General features: G+C 59.9%; 14 protein-coding genes. 4 read left to right on the top strand and 10 right to left on the bottom strand.

Annotated elements, in window-relative coordinates; all coding sequences use genetic code 11:
• Positions 1-96 precede the first annotated feature (96 nt).
• The 3 genes from P8S53_RS18765 to P8S53_RS18755 are packed head-to-tail and all read right to left on the bottom strand — an operon-like array spanning position 97 to position 3853.
• On the bottom strand, positions 97-1320 hold the full coding sequence (locus P8S53_RS18765; protein ID WP_277806840.1) for a cytochrome c: 1224 nt from the start codon (positions 1318-1320) through the stop codon (positions 97-99).
• Positions 1317-3077, bottom strand: a complete 1761-nt coding sequence (locus P8S53_RS18760; RefSeq protein WP_277806839.1) for a GMC family oxidoreductase — start codon at positions 3075-3077, stop codon at positions 1317-1319. Before P8S53_RS18760 ends, P8S53_RS18765 begins: the two co-directional genes overlap by 4 nt.
• Positions 3074-3853: a gluconate 2-dehydrogenase subunit 3 family protein gene (locus tag P8S53_RS18755; RefSeq protein ID WP_277806838.1), complete on the bottom strand. Its 780-nt coding sequence runs from the start codon at positions 3851-3853 to the stop codon at positions 3074-3076. The genes P8S53_RS18760 and P8S53_RS18755 overlap by 4 nt, the downstream gene beginning before the upstream one ends.
• Positions 3854-4465: 612 nt before the next feature.
• Here P8S53_RS18755 and P8S53_RS18750 point away from each other — a divergent pair.
• A complete protein-coding gene (locus P8S53_RS18750) occupies positions 4466-4975 on the top strand; it encodes a superoxide dismutase family protein (RefSeq protein ID WP_277806837.1) in 510 nt (169 codons plus the stop codon).
• A 364-nt stretch (positions 4976-5339) separates the two neighbouring features.
• Positions 5340-7454 carry a catalase gene (locus P8S53_RS18745; protein WP_277806836.1) on the top strand — a complete coding sequence of 705 codons (2115 nt, stop codon included), beginning with the start codon at positions 5340-5342 and terminating at the stop codon, positions 7452-7454.
• Positions 7455-7592: 138 nt separating this feature from the next.
• Here P8S53_RS18745 and P8S53_RS18740 read toward each other — a convergent pair whose 3' ends face one another.
• The 4 genes from P8S53_RS18740 to P8S53_RS18725 all read right to left on the bottom strand — a co-directional run bounded on the left by P8S53_RS18740 (position 7593) and on the right by P8S53_RS18725 (position 11675).
• Complete coding sequence (locus tag P8S53_RS18740) at positions 7593-8933, bottom strand: cytochrome P450 (RefSeq protein ID WP_277806835.1); 1341 nt, start codon at positions 8931-8933, stop codon at positions 7593-7595.
• Positions 8934-9003: 70 nt separating this feature from the next.
• Complete coding sequence (locus P8S53_RS18735; RefSeq protein WP_277806834.1) at positions 9004-9402, bottom strand: PRC-barrel domain-containing protein; 399 nt, start codon at positions 9400-9402, stop codon at positions 9004-9006.
• Between the two features lie 133 nt (positions 9403-9535).
• Positions 9536-11029, bottom strand: coding sequence for an NAD(P)H-dependent oxidoreductase (locus tag P8S53_RS18730; protein WP_277806833.1), 1494 nt, complete (start codon positions 11027-11029; stop codon positions 9536-9538).
• 76 nt (positions 11030-11105) lie between these two features.
• The gene (locus tag P8S53_RS18725) at positions 11106-11675 is read right to left on the bottom strand and encodes a sigma-70 family RNA polymerase sigma factor (protein WP_277806832.1); all 570 of its coding nucleotides are present in this window, start codon (positions 11673-11675) and stop codon (positions 11106-11108) included.
• Between the two features lie 403 nt (positions 11676-12078).
• Here P8S53_RS18725 and P8S53_RS18720 point away from each other — a divergent pair, with 403 nt between their 5' ends.
• Positions 12079-12696, top strand: coding sequence for a hypothetical protein (locus P8S53_RS18720; protein ID WP_277806831.1), 618 nt, complete (start codon positions 12079-12081; stop codon positions 12694-12696).
• Between the two features lie 386 nt (positions 12697-13082).
• Here the strand turns inward: P8S53_RS18720 and P8S53_RS18715 are convergent, their stop codons facing one another.
• Together P8S53_RS18715 and P8S53_RS18710 are read right to left on the bottom strand one after the other, a co-directional pair.
• Positions 13083-14072: a PRC-barrel domain-containing protein gene (locus tag P8S53_RS18715; protein ID WP_277806830.1), complete on the bottom strand. Its 990-nt coding sequence runs from the start codon at positions 14070-14072 to the stop codon at positions 13083-13085.
• A gap of 395 nt (positions 14073-14467) precedes the next feature.
• Positions 14468-14641 (bottom strand): hypothetical protein, encoded by a 174-nt coding sequence (locus P8S53_RS18710; RefSeq protein ID WP_277806829.1) that lies wholly within the window; start codon positions 14639-14641, stop codon positions 14468-14470.
• Between the two features lie 187 nt (positions 14642-14828).
• Between P8S53_RS18710 and P8S53_RS18705 the strand changes: the two genes are divergently transcribed.
• The gene (locus P8S53_RS18705) at positions 14829-15998 is read left to right on the top strand and encodes an MFS transporter (protein ID WP_277806828.1); all 1170 of its coding nucleotides are present in this window, start codon (positions 14829-14831) and stop codon (positions 15996-15998) included.
• Between the two features lie 34 nt (positions 15999-16032).
• Here the strand turns inward: P8S53_RS18705 and P8S53_RS18700 are convergent, their stop codons facing one another.
• The gene (locus P8S53_RS18700; RefSeq protein WP_277806827.1) at positions 16033-17223 is read right to left on the bottom strand and encodes a hypothetical protein; all 1191 of its coding nucleotides are present in this window, start codon (positions 17221-17223) and stop codon (positions 16033-16035) included.
• Positions 17224-17243: the final 20 nt, after the last annotated feature.

Below are 17243 nucleotides of genomic sequence, written 5' to 3'. Positions count from 1 at the left end.
GCTCCGCAACATATACTTTACACAGAACGAACAACTGCGGACCTGGAAAGTTCCCTTCTAACATAGTCATCCAGTGGAGGATTGCCCACGCAGCACTTACTCCGCAAGTGCATCGCGCAGGTCGGCCACGTCAGAGGGGCTGACTGCCGGCGCGGTATTGCCCCACGCGTTGCGCATATAGCTGACCAGATCTGCAATCTGGTCATCGTTAAGCTTCCAGTCGAAGGCAGGCATTGCCAGCGGCCCGGGATGGGCATCCGTGGGAACTGCCTGCGCCCCTTCAAGGATGATACGGATGACGGTGGTAGCGTCGTCCGAGAGCACCTTGTTGGACCCGTCAAGCCGCGCAAACATATCAGGTTCGCCGCTGCCATCGGCGTGATGGCATGCGGCGCAATTGTCGAAATATATGGCCTCGCCCGCCTGCATGACTGCATCGGACGGGCGTTCGCTTGCGTCGCGCGGTGTGTCGTCCAGTGACTTCAGATAGGTTGCGATCGCATTCAGGTCGCCATCCGTCAGATGCTGGGTCGAGTATTGCACAACCTCTCCCATCCGGGTCATGGCGGCCGTGTGTTCATTGCGACCAGTGCCGAGATAGGCGACGATATCGTGCCGCGACCAATGCGCGATACCCCCATGCGCGCCGCCGCGAATATTGGGTGCATGCCAGTTTTCCAGAACGCCGCCGCGCAGGAATTCATCCTCACGCTCGCCGCCCAGCAGGTTGCGGTCGGTGTGGCAGGCGCCGCAATGGCCCGGCCCCTTGACCAGATAAGCGCCACGGTTCCACTGCTCCGATCGCTCCGGATCGGGCTGGAAAACGCCCTGATCGAAATGCAACGCGTTCCAGGCGGCAATCGCAGTGCGCACCCGCAGGGGCAGCGGCAGATCCTCTTCAGGCACATGATGGGATTCAACCGGCGGGATGGTGCGCAGATAGGCATAGATGGCATCGACATCTTCGCGCGGCATGCGTGTGAAATGGGTATATGGAAAGGCCGGATACATGTGGGCGCCATCGCGGCGGCGGCCTTCGTGCAGGGCGCGCCAAAAATCGTCGCGCGTCCAGTTTCCGATACCGGTTTCAGCGTCAAAGGTGATGTTCGGGGTGATGATCACCCCGAAGGGCGTTTCCATTTCCCGCCCGCCCGCCCACGGGGTGCCCCCATGATCAAGGTCGGTATGGCAGCTTACGCAATTCGCCGCGATGGCCAGATAGCGCCCGCGCTCGACCTCGGACCATGATAAATCCTGCGCGCCTGCGGTCTGCACCATGGCCGCCAGAACCACAGCCCCCATGGCCACACGCGCAATCATACCTGCACCAGCGGTCCGGGCGCGCGCAGATATTGCGTGCGGATGGCATGTGCCGACCAATAGGCCAGCGCGGCAACTGTGGCGGTCGGATTATACCCCGCGTTCTGTGGAAAGACACCGGCCCCCATGACGAACAGATTGTGCAATTCCCAGCTTTGCAGATACCGGTTCACAACGCTGTCGGCAGGGGTTTCGCCCATGATGGTGCCGCCGGTGTTATGCGTGGTCTGATAGGGCCAGATATCATAATGGGCGTCCAGTGCGTTCACCTTGATCTCGCGCCCGCCCATGCCGCGGGCAATCTGGGCCGCGACAGGGGTAATGTGCTCGCTTAACCGCCGGTCGTTCGCCGTGAAATCATAGGTCATGCGCATCAAGGGGCGGCCATACCGGTCCTTGTAGGTGGGGTCGAGGTCAAGATAATTCTCGCGATGCGCCATGGATGCGCCATGCACCGACAGGGACGTATGGCGCAGGAAGTTCTGCTGCAAGGCGCGCTTCCACTCTGACCCCCATTCCGGCGTCCCCTCTGGCACGGGTTGGCTTTCAATCGGGCGGGCATGTGTGGTCCAGCATGCAATATAGGCGCCCCCGATGAAACCCAGACCGGAATGGTCGAAATTGTCGCCATTATAGTCATCCACCACCATGCCAAGGGCACCAGCACCGATATATTCATTGGTGAAGGCATCATCGAAGAACACATCCACCCCCGACATCACCTGATAGGTATAATTGCGGCCAAGCTGCCCCTGACCAGTGGCGGGGTCGTAAATTTCACCAATGCCCGACAACATCATCAGCCGCGTGTTCGACAGTTGATAACCGCACAGGATGACAATTTGGGCGGGCTGTTCGTGCAATTGCCCATGCGCGTCGATGTAAGTTACGCCGGTCGCGCGGGTATTGTCGCGGTCCTTGTTCACATGAAGCACGTCACAATGCGTGCGCAGCCGGAAATTGGACTGCTGCATGACCACCGGCAATATCGTGGTCTGCGGGCTGGCCTTGGAGTAGTTGCCGCAGCCGAATTTTTCGCAAAAGCCGCAATAGGTGCAAGGTGCCATCCGAACGCCCAGCGGGTTGGTGTAGGCGCGGCTCATATTGGCGGAAGGGGCGGGAAACGGGTTCAGCCCCATATCACGCGCGGAGGCCTTGAAGCGGTCCTGCGAAAAGGTCATTTCCATCGGCGGGTTGGGGTATTCATTGCTGCGCCACCCCTCAAAGGGGTTGCCGCCCGGGCGCAGATCACCTTGCAGGTTGCCCGCCTGACCGCAGATCCCGCACAGTTTTTCAAACCGGTCAAAATGCGGCTCCAGCTCGTCATAGGTGACGGGGTAATCCTGCACGGTCATATCGTCTGGCAGCGCGCCATAGCGTTCCTGATTATGGCTGCGGGCCAGAAAATCCGAGGGCAAAAAGCGAAACGTCTGCCCGTTCCAGTGCACCCCGGCACCCCCTACGCCAACGCCGGGCAGATACGACCCCCAACGCCGGATCGGCAGCGCTGTCTGACCACGGCGATTGCGGAACGTCTGGGTTTCCTGCGCGGTTTCCTGAAACATTTCATGCCGCCAGTAATAGCGCAGCTCATCCGGGGCGTGGGTTGTCGGAAAATCGGTTGGGGTGTCCCGCCACCCGCCGCGTTCCAGTGCCAGAACCTGCAACCCTTCCGCAGTAAGTTCATGGGCCAGTATTGCACCGGTCCAGCCGAAGCCCACCAGAACGACATCGATACTGCGATGAATCTCTGTCATCTCGCACCTTTCCTATTGCCTGTTCCACGCTGGCCCTGTTGCGCGTTCCATGCGGGACGGCCCATCAGGGACACCGGTGGCATATCTATGGCCGCACCGTTATGGTGCAGGAAATCGCGGTAATCATAGCGCGCACCGGGAAACCCGATCAGGTGCCAACCCACCATATCGCGGTTACCGCCATGGACCGGGTCGCAAAAGAACCCTTCAATCGTCATTTCCCTGATGAAGTCGAAGAAACTGGCGGCGTCTGTCGTGTTCAGGTCGACCTCGCCCTTTTCCATGCCCTTTAGCACATCATCCTGTGTGGGGCCGTCCAAGGCGGCAAACCCTTGGCCATGGGCCTGATGACAATGCTGATCAAGGGCGGCAAGTCCTGCACGCCACAGCCCTGCGGGCGGATACGGGGCCTGATAGCCCTGCGTTTCCAGCGGTTCGGGAAAAGGGCCTTGCATATACCACCGCTGCCCGCGACCATAGAAACCGGCAAGCTGCCGGTCGATAAAATCGACCACGCCCGCCGCCTGCGCGCCGGGGCCGGTGTCGTCATCCGGGATCAGCCGTGCGGTAATCGCATCAGCCATCTCATATTCTTCGGGGGTGAAAAAGCGCGCCGCGTGCATTGCGTCATGCGGCAGATTTGCCACGCCCGCAGCCCAAGGCATATTGGTCCCGCCATATTCGCGGGCGCCCAACACCGACGGCATGACCAGCGCCGTAGCCCCCAAAAGGCAGCCGCGCAAAAACACACGCTTTCCGATACGCCGTTGCAGCATGGCCCCTCCTGCCAGCAAGTGCTTTCATCGGGGCACAACAGCGGTGGGGCGGGTTTGTTCCACTACTTGCGCAGAAAGTTTGTCCCGACTCCAAATGGAAAGGGGCTAACGTGGACTGCGCATATCCGGTTATTCCTGCGGATCTTAGGACCCGTCCCGACGTCTGAGGGCGGTTTGCAGCTTTTCGGCCAGTGTATGCAATTCCCTTGGCACGGGATCTTCCTCAATCTGACGAAGCAAGTCTCTCATCTGTTGTTCAAGCAAGGCAGTGTCTGCGTGCTCATTGTTGTTCTGCTCGTCATTCCGCCCGTCCATATTGCGGTCCCTTTCATCACATTTCCAACTGCTGCGTATACGCGCAATTTAATCGGGCGGATCACACCGCAGCTTTGAAAAGCTGCTCAAAATGCCTGTATTTGTCCCCAATGTGCGCCCTGTTCCAAAGTATCTTGATCTAATGTAGTTGTCGATCCGAGTTCGCATTTTTTACCTCAGGCCTTCATTCAGAATAGTGCCGGGTGGGCGTATCGGGAAGCACCTTCTTCACCACCGGAACAAATTGGTTTTGCCAGAGTTTCAGGACCGTCGCAGCTGGATGAAAAGGAACTCACAATGAAACCTCTGCTCGCACTCGCAAGTGTATTCGCTTTCTTGGGTGGTCAGGCGGTCGCCGAAATAGGTGAAACTGCCACCGCATCTTTCATTGATCAGGATGGCGAACCGACTGGCGCCGCCACCCTGACCCAGACGAATGCAGGCGTTCTGATCGATCTGGATGTCCTCAACCTGCCACCAGAAAGCTGGATTGCCTTTCACATCCACGAAGGCGGGGTTTGCGACCCGGAACATGATCATGACAGCGCAGGCGAGCATTTCTCGCCCTCTGGCGCTGACCATGGTTTCCTGACCGAAGGTGGCCCCCATGAAGGCGACATGCCCAACCAATATGTCGCGGCAGATGGCGTCTTGCGCGCGCATGTCCTGAACGCAATGGTTTCGCTGGATGGCGGCGAAACCGGTATTCGTGGCAGAACATTGATCCTGCACGAAGGCGCTGATGATTACGCAAGCCAGCCGTCCGGCGATGCTGGCGATCCGGTTGCCTGCGCCGTGATCGAATGACGCCAGAACATACGCGGCCCGCAATCCGACGCGCGCCTTGCTGCTATGGCCGTGTCACACGCCCCGGCGGGTAAATTTATGGCCTGAAGCAGTCATTGATGCCGTGGACAAAGCCCGCGCGCGGGACGGCCCACCGATGGCGCGGCGGCCTTCGGCCTTTGCTCCGCGCCTTGTGTCATTCCCAATGACAGCTTCAGGCCATCGCGACCCGCAAACGAAACGCGTTGACCAGCACAGGCGGCCAACCGCCGGATGCTTGGCGCAAACACGGAACATTGCGGCCTGTCGCCGTGTTGGGCGGCATGGGGGCTGCGCCGTGCATGTCCCCGTGTGAATAGGCCGCCCACCTGAAACGGAGATTCTGATGCCTGATGACACCCCGCTTTTTCACCCCACCGCCGACACCCAGTCCAGCCGTGATACCACCACCCGCAAGACAAAACGCGGCGCGGGCGGCGAAACCCATCAGCAGGCAGACGGCGCGCCACACCTGACCACCGCACAAGGCGCGCCTGTTGCGGACAACCAGAATACCCTGCGCGCAGGCCCGCGCGGCCCCGCGCTGATGGAAGATTTCGCCATGCGCGAGAAGATCTTTCATTTCGACCACGAACGTATCCCGGAACGGGTCGTGCATGCGCGGGGCTATGGCGCGCATGGGTATTTTGAAGTGACCGACGCACTGGCCGACATCACATCGGCGCATCTGTTCCAAAAGGCCGGTATGCGGGTGCCTGCCTTTGTGCGCTTTTCCACCGTTGCGGGCAATAAGGGCTCGGCCGACATGGTCCGCGACGTGCGTGGCTTCGCCGTCAAGCTTTATACCGAGGAAGGCAACTGGGACATTGTCGGCAACAACATCCCCGTTTTCTTCATTCAGGACCCGATCAAGTTTCCCGACCTTATCCATTCGGTCAAGGATGAACCCGATCGCGGCTTCCCGCAGGCGCAGTCGGCGCATGACAATTTCTGGGACTTCGTGTCACTGATGCCGGAATCGATGCATATGGTCATGTGGCAGATGTCGGACCGGACGATCCCGCGTTCGTTCCGGTTCATGGAAGGGTTCGGGGTGCATAGCTTCCGGTTCGTCAATGCCGATGGCAAAAGCACCTTTGTCAAATTCCACTGGAAGCCGCGTCAGGGGCTGCAATCGGTGCTGTGGGACGAAGCGGTGAAAATCAACGGCGCTGATCCCGATTTTCACCGTCGCGATCTGTGGAATGCCATCAATTCGGGTGATTATCCCGAATGGGATCTTGCGGTGCAACTGTTCGATGACGATTTTGCCGACAGGTTTGATTTCGACATCCTTGACCCCACCAAGATCATCCCCGAAGAAGACGTGCCACTGCGCGTGGTGGGCAGGCTGGTGCTGAACCGCAATGTCGATAACTTCTTTGCTGAAACCGAACAGGTTGCCTTCTGCACCCAGAACATTGTGCCGGGGGTGGATTTCAGCAATGATCCGCTGCTGCAGGGGCGGAACTTCTCATATCTTGACACGCAGCTTAAGCGGCTGGGCGGGCCGAACTTTACCCATATCCCGATCAACGCGCCGCGCTGCCCGATGCACCATTTTCAGCAAGACGGGCATATGCAGATGCGCGGCCCCAAAGGGCGCGCGAACTACGAGCCAAACAGTTGGGCACAGGGCGGCCCGCGTGCGGATACCACACGCGGGCACCACAGCTTCGCTGAACCCATTGAAGGCGAGAAACGCAAACTGCGCGCAGAAAGCTTTGCTGACCACTACAGTCAGGCGCGGCAGTTCTACATCAGTCAGACTGATATAGAGCAGGCGCATATTGCCGAAGCGCTGGTTTTTGAACTGTCGAAAGTGGAAACAGTCGCGATCCGTGAACGGGTTGTCGCGCATCTGCCCAATATTGACGAAAGCTTAGCGAAAAAGGTCGCCGAGGGGTTGGGGCTACAGAGTGTTCCCGCGCCGCATGTGCCAGCCGTGACCCCGAGAGGTGACCTGCCGCCGTCTGACGCACTGTCGATCATCCGCAAGGGCCCAGACAGCTTTCGCGGGCGCACACTGGGCATTGTGATGACCGACGGAATCGAGGATGCGCTTCTGGACGCGCTCATTGCCGCCACCGAAGACGCGGGCGGCAAGGTGGTGCTGATCGCACCTGCGGTCGGGGGTGTCACCACTATCGGGGGCAGGCATATCGTGGCCAACGAGAAGATCGATGGTGCCCCTTCGGTGCTGTTTGATGCGGTCGCGGTTCTGGCCGATGATGCGGGGGCTGCACAGCTTGGCGAAATGCACCCCGCGCGGTGCTTTGCCGCCGATGCGCGGGCGCATGCGAAATTCATTGCGCTGAGCGCGGAGGCCGCAGCGCTGTTCAATGCTGACAGCGCTGACGGGACGGCGCAAGGCATTCATATCCTGACGGGACCGCAGGACGCAGTCCCCTTTCTGGAGGCTTGCGGCGCGTTGCGTTGCTGGGAGCGTCCGGGCGGCTGAGTCACAGCATGTCGCGCAAAAGTGGGAACCGGTTTTGCGCGGCCGTGACATGCGTTATCAAAAGCTTAGAGTGAGTTGCGTGAATGCAAATGATCGCCGGCATACCCTATGGCGCGGGCAACCCCCGCCCGCGCGCCTTCAGGCTGCGGTCAGATGGAATGCGAGCGTATAGTTGTCAAGCGTCGGAGGAAGCGGGCGGGACGCGTCAAGCCGCTTCGGGTCTTGCAACGCCGCTGTGTGCGTGCCCAGAAGTTCCGCCAGCACCATTGCGCCGGTCATCAGCACCAGATCGCGTGCGGGGCAGATGCCGTCGCCATCGCTGAACGGAACGAAGCGGGTGTCGCGCAGCACCCGCCCTTCGGGCCACAAACCGGGGGCAAAGCTGTGCGCCTCGGTCAATGTTTCGTCGTCGCGGTGGAAAAACGGCGCATAAATCACCACCTGCGTCTTTGCAGGCAGTGTGTCACCCCTCCAGTCAATATCGATGCGCGCCTGCCGCAATATCACCGGCGTGGTGGACCAGAGCCGAAGGCTTTCCAGCAAAGTGGCCCGCAACAGCGGATCGGCATGATCTTCGCCTGAAGCAAGCCGAGCGCGGACAACCTGCAGGGTTTCAGGATGCGCTGCCAGCAGTGCGAGTGCCCTGAAGGTCGCCATACCACCTGGATCGAAAGCAAACATATAATGGGTAAACTGGTCTGATGGCCGCGCCTTGCTTTGGGCGGGGGATTGTGCCGCAAGCCCGGCCAGACTGGACGGGTCGGCGTGGTCCAGATGCGTTTGAAGTGCGTCATGGAATTTGCGCCGCAGGCGCTTGCGTCCGGGGTGCAGAAAGGCCCAGTTTCCTGTCTCGCGCAATTTGTTGAGCATGGCGGTCAGTGCATCGTCATCGCGTGCAGGTGTGCCCAGCAGGATACAGCGGATAACGCGGTTCCACGCGGCCTCGAAATGCTCCCATGACAGGTGCGTGTCATCACCGCGCTGCAAAGCGCTAAGCAGGCCGCCGAATTCATGGCGCACAACTTGCCGGAACGGGCCCGACAGGCTGTGCATCGGACAACCTTCGTCCAACACCTCTGCATTGAAGTTGCGGCGGGTCTGGCGCTCGGTCCCGTCCGAGACAAGCGACACGCCCGGCTCGAAATGGGCCAGCGCCGAGGTTTTCTCGTCACTGCTGCTTTGGAACAATGCCGGGGTTTGTTGCAGGACATATTGCACCTGCGCAGGGTCTGTCAGGATCAGATGTTTGCGCCCGAATGCGGAAAGCAGCACCGCTTGTCCGGCGTATTTCTGTCGCAACGCTTGCAGGCGGCGAATGCCGCGCGCTTCGGTCCCGGTGTTTTCCAGCAAGCCCACCACACGCGGACGGCGGCGCAGCACGCCCTTGGACAGCGTTGGCAGGGCCATATCTGTCACAAGCGCCAGCAGGTCCGTGACGCTGCCATGCGCAAGGCCGCGCTTTCCTTCGCTTATTGCCATTCTCTCTTCTCTCGCAACTGCAAAAGGGGTGCCGTGGCGGCCCTCAGATGTGCCGCCACGGATGAAGGGATCACATACTGTAAGGAAGTCCGTAATGACTGTGCACCCGACGACCATATTCAGGGTCGGTCCACGGGTCTTCGTCGCGGGCAAAGCTGGGGCCGCCCTCAAGCTGTTCGCGCGTAATGTTGACGATATAGCCGCCAGCATTGGTATCGTATTTCAGCGCGCCCCATGGCAGCGGGTGATAGCGTTCCCCGATGCCGAGGAAGCCGCCGAAGGACATCACTGCATATGAAACCTTGCCAGAATGCTTGTCGACCATGAAGCTGTTAACGCTGCCGACATGCTCGCCTTCGAGGTTGTAGACATTGGTGCCCTCGACCTTGCTGGAGGAAATCAGCCGCCGCGTTTCGTCAGTATCCGCGTCCTGCGCTGCGACTCTCGATGTGCTTGTGTCGTCGATCATGAGTTTGCTCCTTTGGTTGGTGTCCGCCCTAACCAGCCAAAGGTGCAGGTGTTCCACGCATGTCGGGCAATGCTGCGCAATCTGCCGATTGTCGCGGGCAGCGGCGCGTTTGGGCACCGGTCAGGACTATGGGCTACCAGACTCCGATCAGCGGAAGAAGCACGAACAAAGCCACATAGCTTAGCGCCATCACCAGCAACAGATCGATGCGTCCGACAGGGGCACCTTTGCGCCGGTAGCGCTCCAGCATCCAGACCTGCAACGCGGCATAGGGGACAGCGATCAGCGGCAGCAACAGGCCCACCGCTGGCACAAACACCGCCAGCGTAAGTGCCGCCAGTGCTGATAGTCCCGTCAGACCCTGCGCCAGCCGCGTGACACGGGCCGCGCCAAGACGCACCGCCAGCGTAGTCTTGCCCGCCGCCGCATCAGCCGTGATGTCGGGGATGTTCGCCAGCATGATCGCGGGCAAGACCGCAAGCCCGATGGTCAGCCCCGTCGCCCATGCGTCTATCGCCAGCAGATCACCGCCTTGCGCGACGAACCCCAGCAACAGCACGCCCGGCCCATGGGTCAGCGCCACATCCAGTTCGCCCAAGCCCCTGTGCGACAGTTTTATGGGCGGCAGGGTGTAGCCCAACGCCAGAATCATCAGACCCCCCAGCACCAGCGCCACCGCGCCGGGGTTGGGCACCGCGAATAACAGGACCAGCGCCGCCAATGCGCAGACTGTCAGCGCCACCCAGACCCCGTGCCAAAGATCGCGCAGCGAAAGCACCCCTTCATGCAGGCTGCGCCCCCCGCCGTTAAACGGCCCCCAGTTTCGGTTTGCTGCATCACTTTCGCGATCAAAGATGTCATTGGTCAGCACCGTCGCGGCCTTGAGTGCGACCATCGCCACCAGCCCCGCGCCAAAGGCAAGTGCATTCAGCGGCTGCAACAGCAACAATGCCCCCAGTGTATAGGCAAGCACACTCATCGGAAAGAATTGCGGCCGCACCGCCAGCAACCATTGCCCCAGCAGGTGCAGACGGCGGCGCACGGGGCGGCGCGGCCCCTCAGTCAGCCGTTCCCCCAATGCGCGCGCCTGTGTCACCCATGCGGCGCGGGTCGGGGCCTCGGAATGACCGGGCGGGGAAAAGTGATGCACGCCAAGTGTCTTGATCCCGCACAACCCCAGTGTTGCGCGTGTCATCGCGCGTTGGCCGGGTGCACCCTGCACCCAGCGGTAAATTGGCGGCGGCACATCCATGGTGATCAGCAATTCAGCCGTGCGCGGCGCCAGCAGGCCATAATAATGCCCGCCGTCCTCGCGGAAGGCGAAGCCCGGATAAAGAACACGGTCCAGAAACCCCTTCAAACGCGCAGGCATCATGCCCCACCAGTTTGGAAAGACGAATACCAGATGATCGGCCCAGATGATCAGGTCGCGGGCGCGTTCCAGATCCGGCTCCAGCGGCTGATCTGTGGGTGAGGGGATTTCAACATCAGGATTGAACGTCATCTCGCCCAGTTCAAGCGTCTGCACGGTGCAACCCGCGCTTTTCGCGCCGGTGGCATAGGCCGCAGCCAATGCGCCACACAGACTATCAATGCGGGGGTGACCAAGAATGACCAGAAGATTCATAAAGCCCTCCTTGATTGGACGTTGAGCAAGGAACGGCAGCCGGGTTTTTCAGGCCACGCCCGTAACCGGGCCGCGCTTATCTCGTAAGTGGAATGTCGGCAGAGACAGGCGTAGTCACGTCGCTGGTGCTGCCACTTGGGGTCTGCTCGCCCAGATCGTTGAGCAATTGCAGCCGCGCGCGGTTCAGGCGGCTTTTCACCGTACCGATTTCGCACCCGCATATATCAGCCGTTTCCTTGTAACTCATGCCCAGAACGCCGATCATTACAATCACCTCGCGCTGAGCGCGGGGCAACCGGTGGATCGCTTCCCAAAGCTCGCGTTTGCGTATCGACCATTCCTGACTTGGCGGGCTGCCAACCTGACCGGCGACACAATCCAGCTTTCCCGGCGGTTCTCGTGTGGCGATCTTGAACCGGGTGCAATAGGTATTGCGCATAATGGTGAACAGCCAGGATTTCAGCCTGGTCCCGGACTTGAACTGATGGATTTTGTTCAGTGCCTTGGTCAGGGTTTCCTGAACAAGGTCGTCTGCATCGCTTGTATTTGCATAGAATGTTCGCGCAAAAGCGCGCAGCGCCGGGATAAGTGCCACAATATCTTCTTCGGTGTTCGGGTCGGGTGTCTGAGGACGATCATCAGGCATAGTGCTAGCTCTTTTCCGTTTTATCGAATGTTGCCCTTGCAAACGGATTCAACACAATTTCACGCAGACGGTTCCGTGTTATGGGTCGGGAATTACAACTTAAGCGGGAATTCGCTGAGGGTCGGATAGGGTATTGGACTTCGGCCAGCATACTTGTCCCGTCGGAATACTCGCCCTGCCTGCGCGGCGATTTATTGCCTGAGGCGCAGGACGCGGGGACATGTGCGAGGAACATCTTCCGCAAGCGAGTGTTGAAGGGACGGCTAAGGCCACATCATTTTTGCAGATCGCTGACGTGATGATCATCACGACGCAAAGCCCAAAAACGCTGGCTGCGCAAACCCGCAACATATCCAGTTGATGGTTGCGCGGCACAGCCAACCACCGAGGCCCGACAAACAACATGCTCCAGTACCTTGCGCAACATGCCGAAATTCTGAACGTCTTGCTGAACGGGCTTCTTGTGGTGATCTGGGCCGCCTATCTACAGATATTTCTGGTCAACCACCTGCGGCAGTCGCGAAGCGTGATCCATATTGATATCGGCGCGGCGGATGGCGAGCGCTCCCGCTGCCTTGTCACCAACCTCAGTTCAAACCCGCTATATGTGCAGGGGATCGCCGCAGAACTGTTCGACAACGGGTATTCTGCGCGGGTGATCGTAACAGAACGCGAGGAGATCGATCAAAATGACATCGAAGACCCGCTGGCACGTACCAACCGCGGAACCCTGCACCCCGGTCAGACGGTCGACATTGGGTCACTGGCCGATGTGGTCAGACGAACCTGGATCAGGCTGGGACAGGAATGGTCCACCGACAAGATTGAACATGTGACGGTCACTGTTGTCGCAATCTCGGGGCAGGGGGAGCGTGTGGTGGGCGCAAGTAAGACATTCAACGCCGAGTATAAGAACGGCCACACCCACTTTGTTCCACAGAGTCTGCTGACACGTCAAATCCGCCCACGTCACATTCACACCGCATTCAACGACCTGTTGCGTGACAACCCCAAGCAATGAGGGGGGGCGCCATGCCCAAACACCGATTGGCCACAGAAAGGCGGACGAACGGCAACGCGTGGACGGGACAGAGGGTGGTGCCGATCCATTGGCCAGGTGGGAAACCGGAAAAACCAGTCCTGTGCCTCATGCCGTCACGTCCGGTTGACACACACGCCGCCGTTCTGACCAATAACTTTTCGGCGCGACGAATGTTCCGGTGTTGCGGCATACAGGCCAACACTTTCCGGGCATATGCCGGCCCGTGCAATATTCAGGTGCGCAAACAAAGACACCGGGCGGCCATAGGACCGCCCGGTGCATCCGGAGCTGTGGTTTGGCGCACGGCACCCACGAGGGAGGGAAACACAGATGCCGCCGCGTGGCCAGATCAGGCAGCTCCTGACTCAGTTGCCGCCATATTCCGGCATTGTGCTTAGCGTGTCCTCTGTGACATCAACATAGATGCGCAAATCCGCCATGCCTTCGTCGTGCATAACCGACAGTTCATCAAAGCCGATGGCCACAGTATGCGCGCCAAGGCCAAGGAAGCCGCCGACATCTGCAACGATGTATTGCGCCTCGCCTTCCGGGCCAAGCACGACATCCGTGACATTGCCGACATTGTTGTCGTTCACGTCATAAAGATTGGCATCAAGCAGGTCGTCGGCCGAAATCTCGTTGGCTTGCGCTTGCTGGTAGCCGTCGCGCTGGATATCCGGCGCCATCAGACTTTCGCGGTCACCGCGCCATTCATCCTGCTGCTGCGCGTCTTGTTGCTGCATGTCCTGTTGCGAAGCATCATCTTGCAAAGTGCCCTCTTGCTGAACACCATCCTGCTGCATGCCACGGTCTTGCTGCGCTGTCTGGTCAAACTCCGGCGCATCTTCAAGCGTATCAGCCCCCATCGTGGTTACGATGGAAACCTGTGTTGCGTCGTCTGGGTCGGTGACAAAGCTAACCTGATCCAGCCCGATGGCAACTTGCCGGGCGCCCATTCCTAGGAACCCGCCCACATCGACCAGAACAGCCTGAACGCTGCCTTGTTCATCCAGCAACAGGTCGTTGACAGTGCCGATGTTTTCCATGCCTTCAAGCTGTTCGGCACCCATCGGCTCTGCCCAGCGGCTGCCGAACTGGCCCTGCTGATCTTGCAAACCTTGCTGGTCCTGCTGGCCTTGTTGCTGCCCCTGTGCGGGCGCAAATATCTGCGCATCCATCAGCTCGCTGGCAAGAAGGTCGCCATGCTGCATGGCACCCTGATGGACGCCATCCAAGCCGGATTGCGCGTCTGGTTGCCCTGCCTGAGTGCCATCTTGCTGGCCCTCGGTGGTCTGTGCGACTGCGGGTCCCGCCATGATAAGTGCGAGTGCAGTGGTCGTGATAAGTCGTTTCATTTCTGAACCTCCTGATTCACAATTCAAATTCCGTCCCCTTCGCGTTCGGGGACAGTCTTCGTGCCCTCCCAACAGCGGACCTGCGGTTTTGTTCCAGCCCGATGCGCGCATTCACCACTTTGACAGAAAGGGGAAAAAAACAAGCGATGGGGATGATGCGCTGTATAAGGCGCTTGCGCGGACGTGCTTGGTTCTGCGAAGCCTCTGCTTTTGTTGCAACGCGTATGGCGACATACCGGACTTGCAGGTCGGTGCCCGAATTCCGTGCGGGCTTGGTTACACGCCCGACACAAACCCTATAGCGGTGCATATTCACGCAGCGGAAACGGGATCCCGCTTTTCCGCAACATATTCTCGAAAAGGTCATTTCGACTGTAAGCGAATCTGCGGCAGCGCTAATTTTGAGCCCCGGTAGGTTGCTCGACCACAGTGGCGGGCTCTTCCTCGGCTTCGTCTCTCGATTGCCCGGCCAATACCATGATAAGGACAAGCAACAGGAAACCACCCGGGATCATTGCATAAAGCAGGCTGCGAGGCATGCCGCGGGAGGGTTTGGGTTTCTTGGTCATCTTGGGATCCTTCGCTTTTGAACGACCTAACCCGGAACCCGCCCTGTTGTTCCCCCTTACCTGATGCCATGCGCAGTGCCCCCGCAGATATTCCGGCCCGAATAATGACGCGCACGCCACTGAAGCGGGCAGCGGCGGAACCAATCTTGCAGCGATGCAGTTGGGAGCCCGCAGAAAGGGCAGTGGCATGAGATATTTCTGGAGCCTGTCTGCGGCGGGCTTCGCCGCAACCGCTATTGGTTTCGGGCCAGCCCGGATGGGGTTTGGCCTGTTCGTGCCTGAATTCAGGTCGGCTTTTTCCATGTCATCCTCTGCGGTCGGGTTCGTGTCCAGCCTTGGATTCTTTGGTTTCCTGATCGGGTTACTGATCGCGCAGGCCTTGCTCGACCGACGCGGGCCGGGATTGCCGGTGCTGTCCGGTCTGGCCGCCGCCACTTTTGGTATGGGCCTCGTGGCCCTTGCGCCGAACCTGCCTGTTCTGGCGCTTGGCGTCTTTACCGCTGCATCGAGCGCGGGACTGGCATGGACGCCGTTCAACAATGCAATACACCGATATGTCAGCGACCAGAACCGGCCCGCGGCGCTGTCGGTTGTCAGCACCGGCACCGGTATTGGTATCGCACTGGCAGGCCTTGCTGCCCTTGTCATGGTGCTGCTTGGTATCTCTTGGCGGCTGTGCTGGGCCTTCTTCGCCGCTGCGAGCGCGGTTGCGCTTGTGGGCAACTGGGCGGCCTTTTGCAGGATCGACAAGAATGCAGGCGGCGGCCCTCGGGATGGGTGGAAAGATCTGATCCACCCGCCGGCGATCCCACTCTTTGCCATCGGTTTCGCCTATGGGACGACTTCGGCGGTGTTTATCGCATTCGCGGCGGATCACATGGTCAACTCAGGGGGGATGCGCGGTATTCCCGTTAACGCCACACCCGCCTTTGTCTACATATGCTACGGGCTTTTTGGCCTCACTGGCCTGCTGACCGGGCGTGTCAGGGACAGGATCGGGTTGCCTGTGCTTCTTCGACTGCTGATGCTGGCGGGTGCAATCTCTGTGTCTGTCGCAGCAATCTTTCCGGACAACTGGATGGGGTTGGCGGTTTCATCCGGCCTTCAAGGGGTGCATGTCATGATGACAAGTGCGGTTCTGGCTTTCTGGTCGGAGCGTCTTTTCCCCGCGTTGCCGTCGCTCAGCTTCACAGCAGCATTGCTTGCTGCCGCCGCGGGCAGCGTGCTGGGTCCGGCTTTGGCTGGTGTTGCGTCCGACGCTTTCGGGGCCGGGGCGATGCTTCTTGGCACCGCCACGCTGCCAATCCTCACGGCGCTTGTGCTGCGCAATCGCCACGTCAGGGACACGCCCAGATAACCCGCGCAGGGACAGGCAGCCACACATGACTTGCCTAATAGCGGAACGATGCAGCAATGTGCGTTTCCTCGCCGCCACGCTCTCCTAGCGGGAAGACCTCACCACCGTTTCGAAGGGTTTCGACGATGGCGCAATCGATCAGGTCGTCTCGACCATCGGCGTCGAGTTGGGCAGTCAGGGTCGCAGCGTCGAAGCGACCGGGAAGTGATCCGCCACTTCGCGCGAAAATATGTGCAACACGGCCGGCGGCGGCGGCCGACACAATTTCGGCAGGGTCGTCGCTGGCTTCGCGATCGCCGCGCCCCAGTGACATCGCCACCTTATCCCACGCCGCCGCGCGCCGTTTCTCGATCTGGTGGCGAAGGCATTCAGCCGCTGCATCGCGCAGCTGTTCCTGATTGAGAGTGTCGGGATGCTGCGTAACCCCCTCCTCGACAAGGAAGGGATATCCGGTGCTTGAGCGGATCATCCCGTGTAGCCGCTGGTCTGCAACAACAACGAGAGGCGTGTTTGTGCCGCTAAGATGGTGCTGGACGGCGTTGATGACAAGATTGGCGTAGCTGCGCAGATCCTCTTCATGGTCTTCGCGCCAGTCATGGCCGCCCATGCTGTGATGCGGGACACCCGACGGCCCAGCAGGCCCTGACGGACTCATCACGCCACCACGGTATGATGCAGGAATACCGGAATCTTCGCGCCCGTGGATGTTTCCCTTCTCTTGCTGATCGGTGAACTTGCTGACATCAGCCAGAGAGGCGGGCAGGTCAGGCACATCCTGCTCGGTAAGCGCCCCGCCGACAGTTTGGTAGAGGCACGCCCGGTCGCGGTCGACGACAAGCACGGCGTGATCGGGCGTCTGCGCCAGATCGTCCAGCAGTGGGGCCAGTCGAAACCGCGTGCCGACATGAACGCTGGTTTCCGTGAAACGCGCGTCAACCACCTGCGTCAGATCAGGCGAGATGAATGCCGCAACACGACGGTCATGGCCACCGGCGACATCGTGATAACCCAATGCCTGCAAGCGCTGCTCTACGGCAGAAACCACAGCAGCATCAGCATCTGCCGCTGCGATGGCTTTCTTGGCATCTGATTTCGCGTTCTTGAGCGCGATGCGAATGTGATCATGCTCGCCGCCGCCCGCTGACATTTCCATATAAAGGCTGACACAAAGCGGGGCGTCGATGGCCGCCAGATCCCGGAGCAGGCTTGGATAAAGTGTTTGCATGTTTCACTCCTTTTACGTCT

Source organism: Roseinatronobacter sp. S2 (assembly GCF_029581395.1).
In the GTDB taxonomy this organism is placed as follows: domain Bacteria; phylum Pseudomonadota; class Alphaproteobacteria; order Rhodobacterales; family Rhodobacteraceae; genus Roseinatronobacter.
Note: the sequence above shows the minus strand (reverse complement) of the source record. Positions and strands in the feature narration are given on the sequence as shown.

What these genes read in the sequence shown, in the direction of transcription:
- P8S53_RS18760 (WP_277806839.1), bottom strand. Translation starts at nt 3,077, where the DNA reads ATGACAGAGATTCATCGCAGTATCGATGTCGTTCTGGTGGGCTTCGGC.
- P8S53_RS18715 (WP_277806830.1), bottom strand. Translation starts at nt 14,072, where the DNA reads ATGAAACGACTTATCACGACCACTGCACTCGCACTTATCATGGCGGGA.
- P8S53_RS18700 (WP_277806827.1), bottom strand. Translation starts at nt 17,223, where the DNA reads ATGCAAACACTTTATCCAAGCCTGCTCCGGGATCTGGCGGCCATCGAC.
- P8S53_RS18755 (WP_277806838.1), bottom strand. Translation starts at nt 3,853, where the DNA reads ATGCTGCAACGGCGTATCGGAAAGCGTGTGTTTTTGCGCGGCTGCCTT.
- P8S53_RS18765 (WP_277806840.1), bottom strand. Translation starts at nt 1,320, where the DNA reads ATGATTGCGCGTGTGGCCATGGGGGCTGTGGTTCTGGCGGCCATGGTG.
- P8S53_RS18725 (WP_277806832.1), bottom strand. Translation starts at nt 11,675, where the DNA reads ATGCCTGATGATCGTCCTCAGACACCCGACCCGAACACCGAAGAAGAT.
- P8S53_RS18735 (WP_277806834.1), bottom strand. Translation starts at nt 9,402, where the DNA reads ATGATCGACGACACAAGCACATCGAGAGTCGCAGCGCAGGACGCGGAT.
- P8S53_RS18710 (WP_277806829.1), bottom strand. Translation starts at nt 14,641, where the DNA reads ATGACCAAGAAACCCAAACCCTCCCGCGGCATGCCTCGCAGCCTGCTT.
- P8S53_RS18745 (WP_277806836.1), top strand. Translation starts at nt 5,340, where the DNA reads ATGCCTGATGACACCCCGCTTTTTCACCCCACCGCCGACACCCAGTCC.
- P8S53_RS18720 (WP_277806831.1), top strand. Translation starts at nt 12,079, where the DNA reads ATGCTCCAGTACCTTGCGCAACATGCCGAAATTCTGAACGTCTTGCTG.
- P8S53_RS18730 (WP_277806833.1), bottom strand. Translation starts at nt 11,029, where the DNA reads ATGAATCTTCTGGTCATTCTTGGTCACCCCCGCATTGATAGTCTGTGT.
- P8S53_RS18740 (WP_277806835.1), bottom strand. Translation starts at nt 8,933, where the DNA reads ATGGCAATAAGCGAAGGAAAGCGCGGCCTTGCGCATGGCAGCGTCACG.
- P8S53_RS18705 (WP_277806828.1), top strand. Translation starts at nt 14,829, where the DNA reads ATGAGATATTTCTGGAGCCTGTCTGCGGCGGGCTTCGCCGCAACCGCT.
- P8S53_RS18750 (WP_277806837.1), top strand. Translation starts at nt 4,466, where the DNA reads ATGAAACCTCTGCTCGCACTCGCAAGTGTATTCGCTTTCTTGGGTGGT.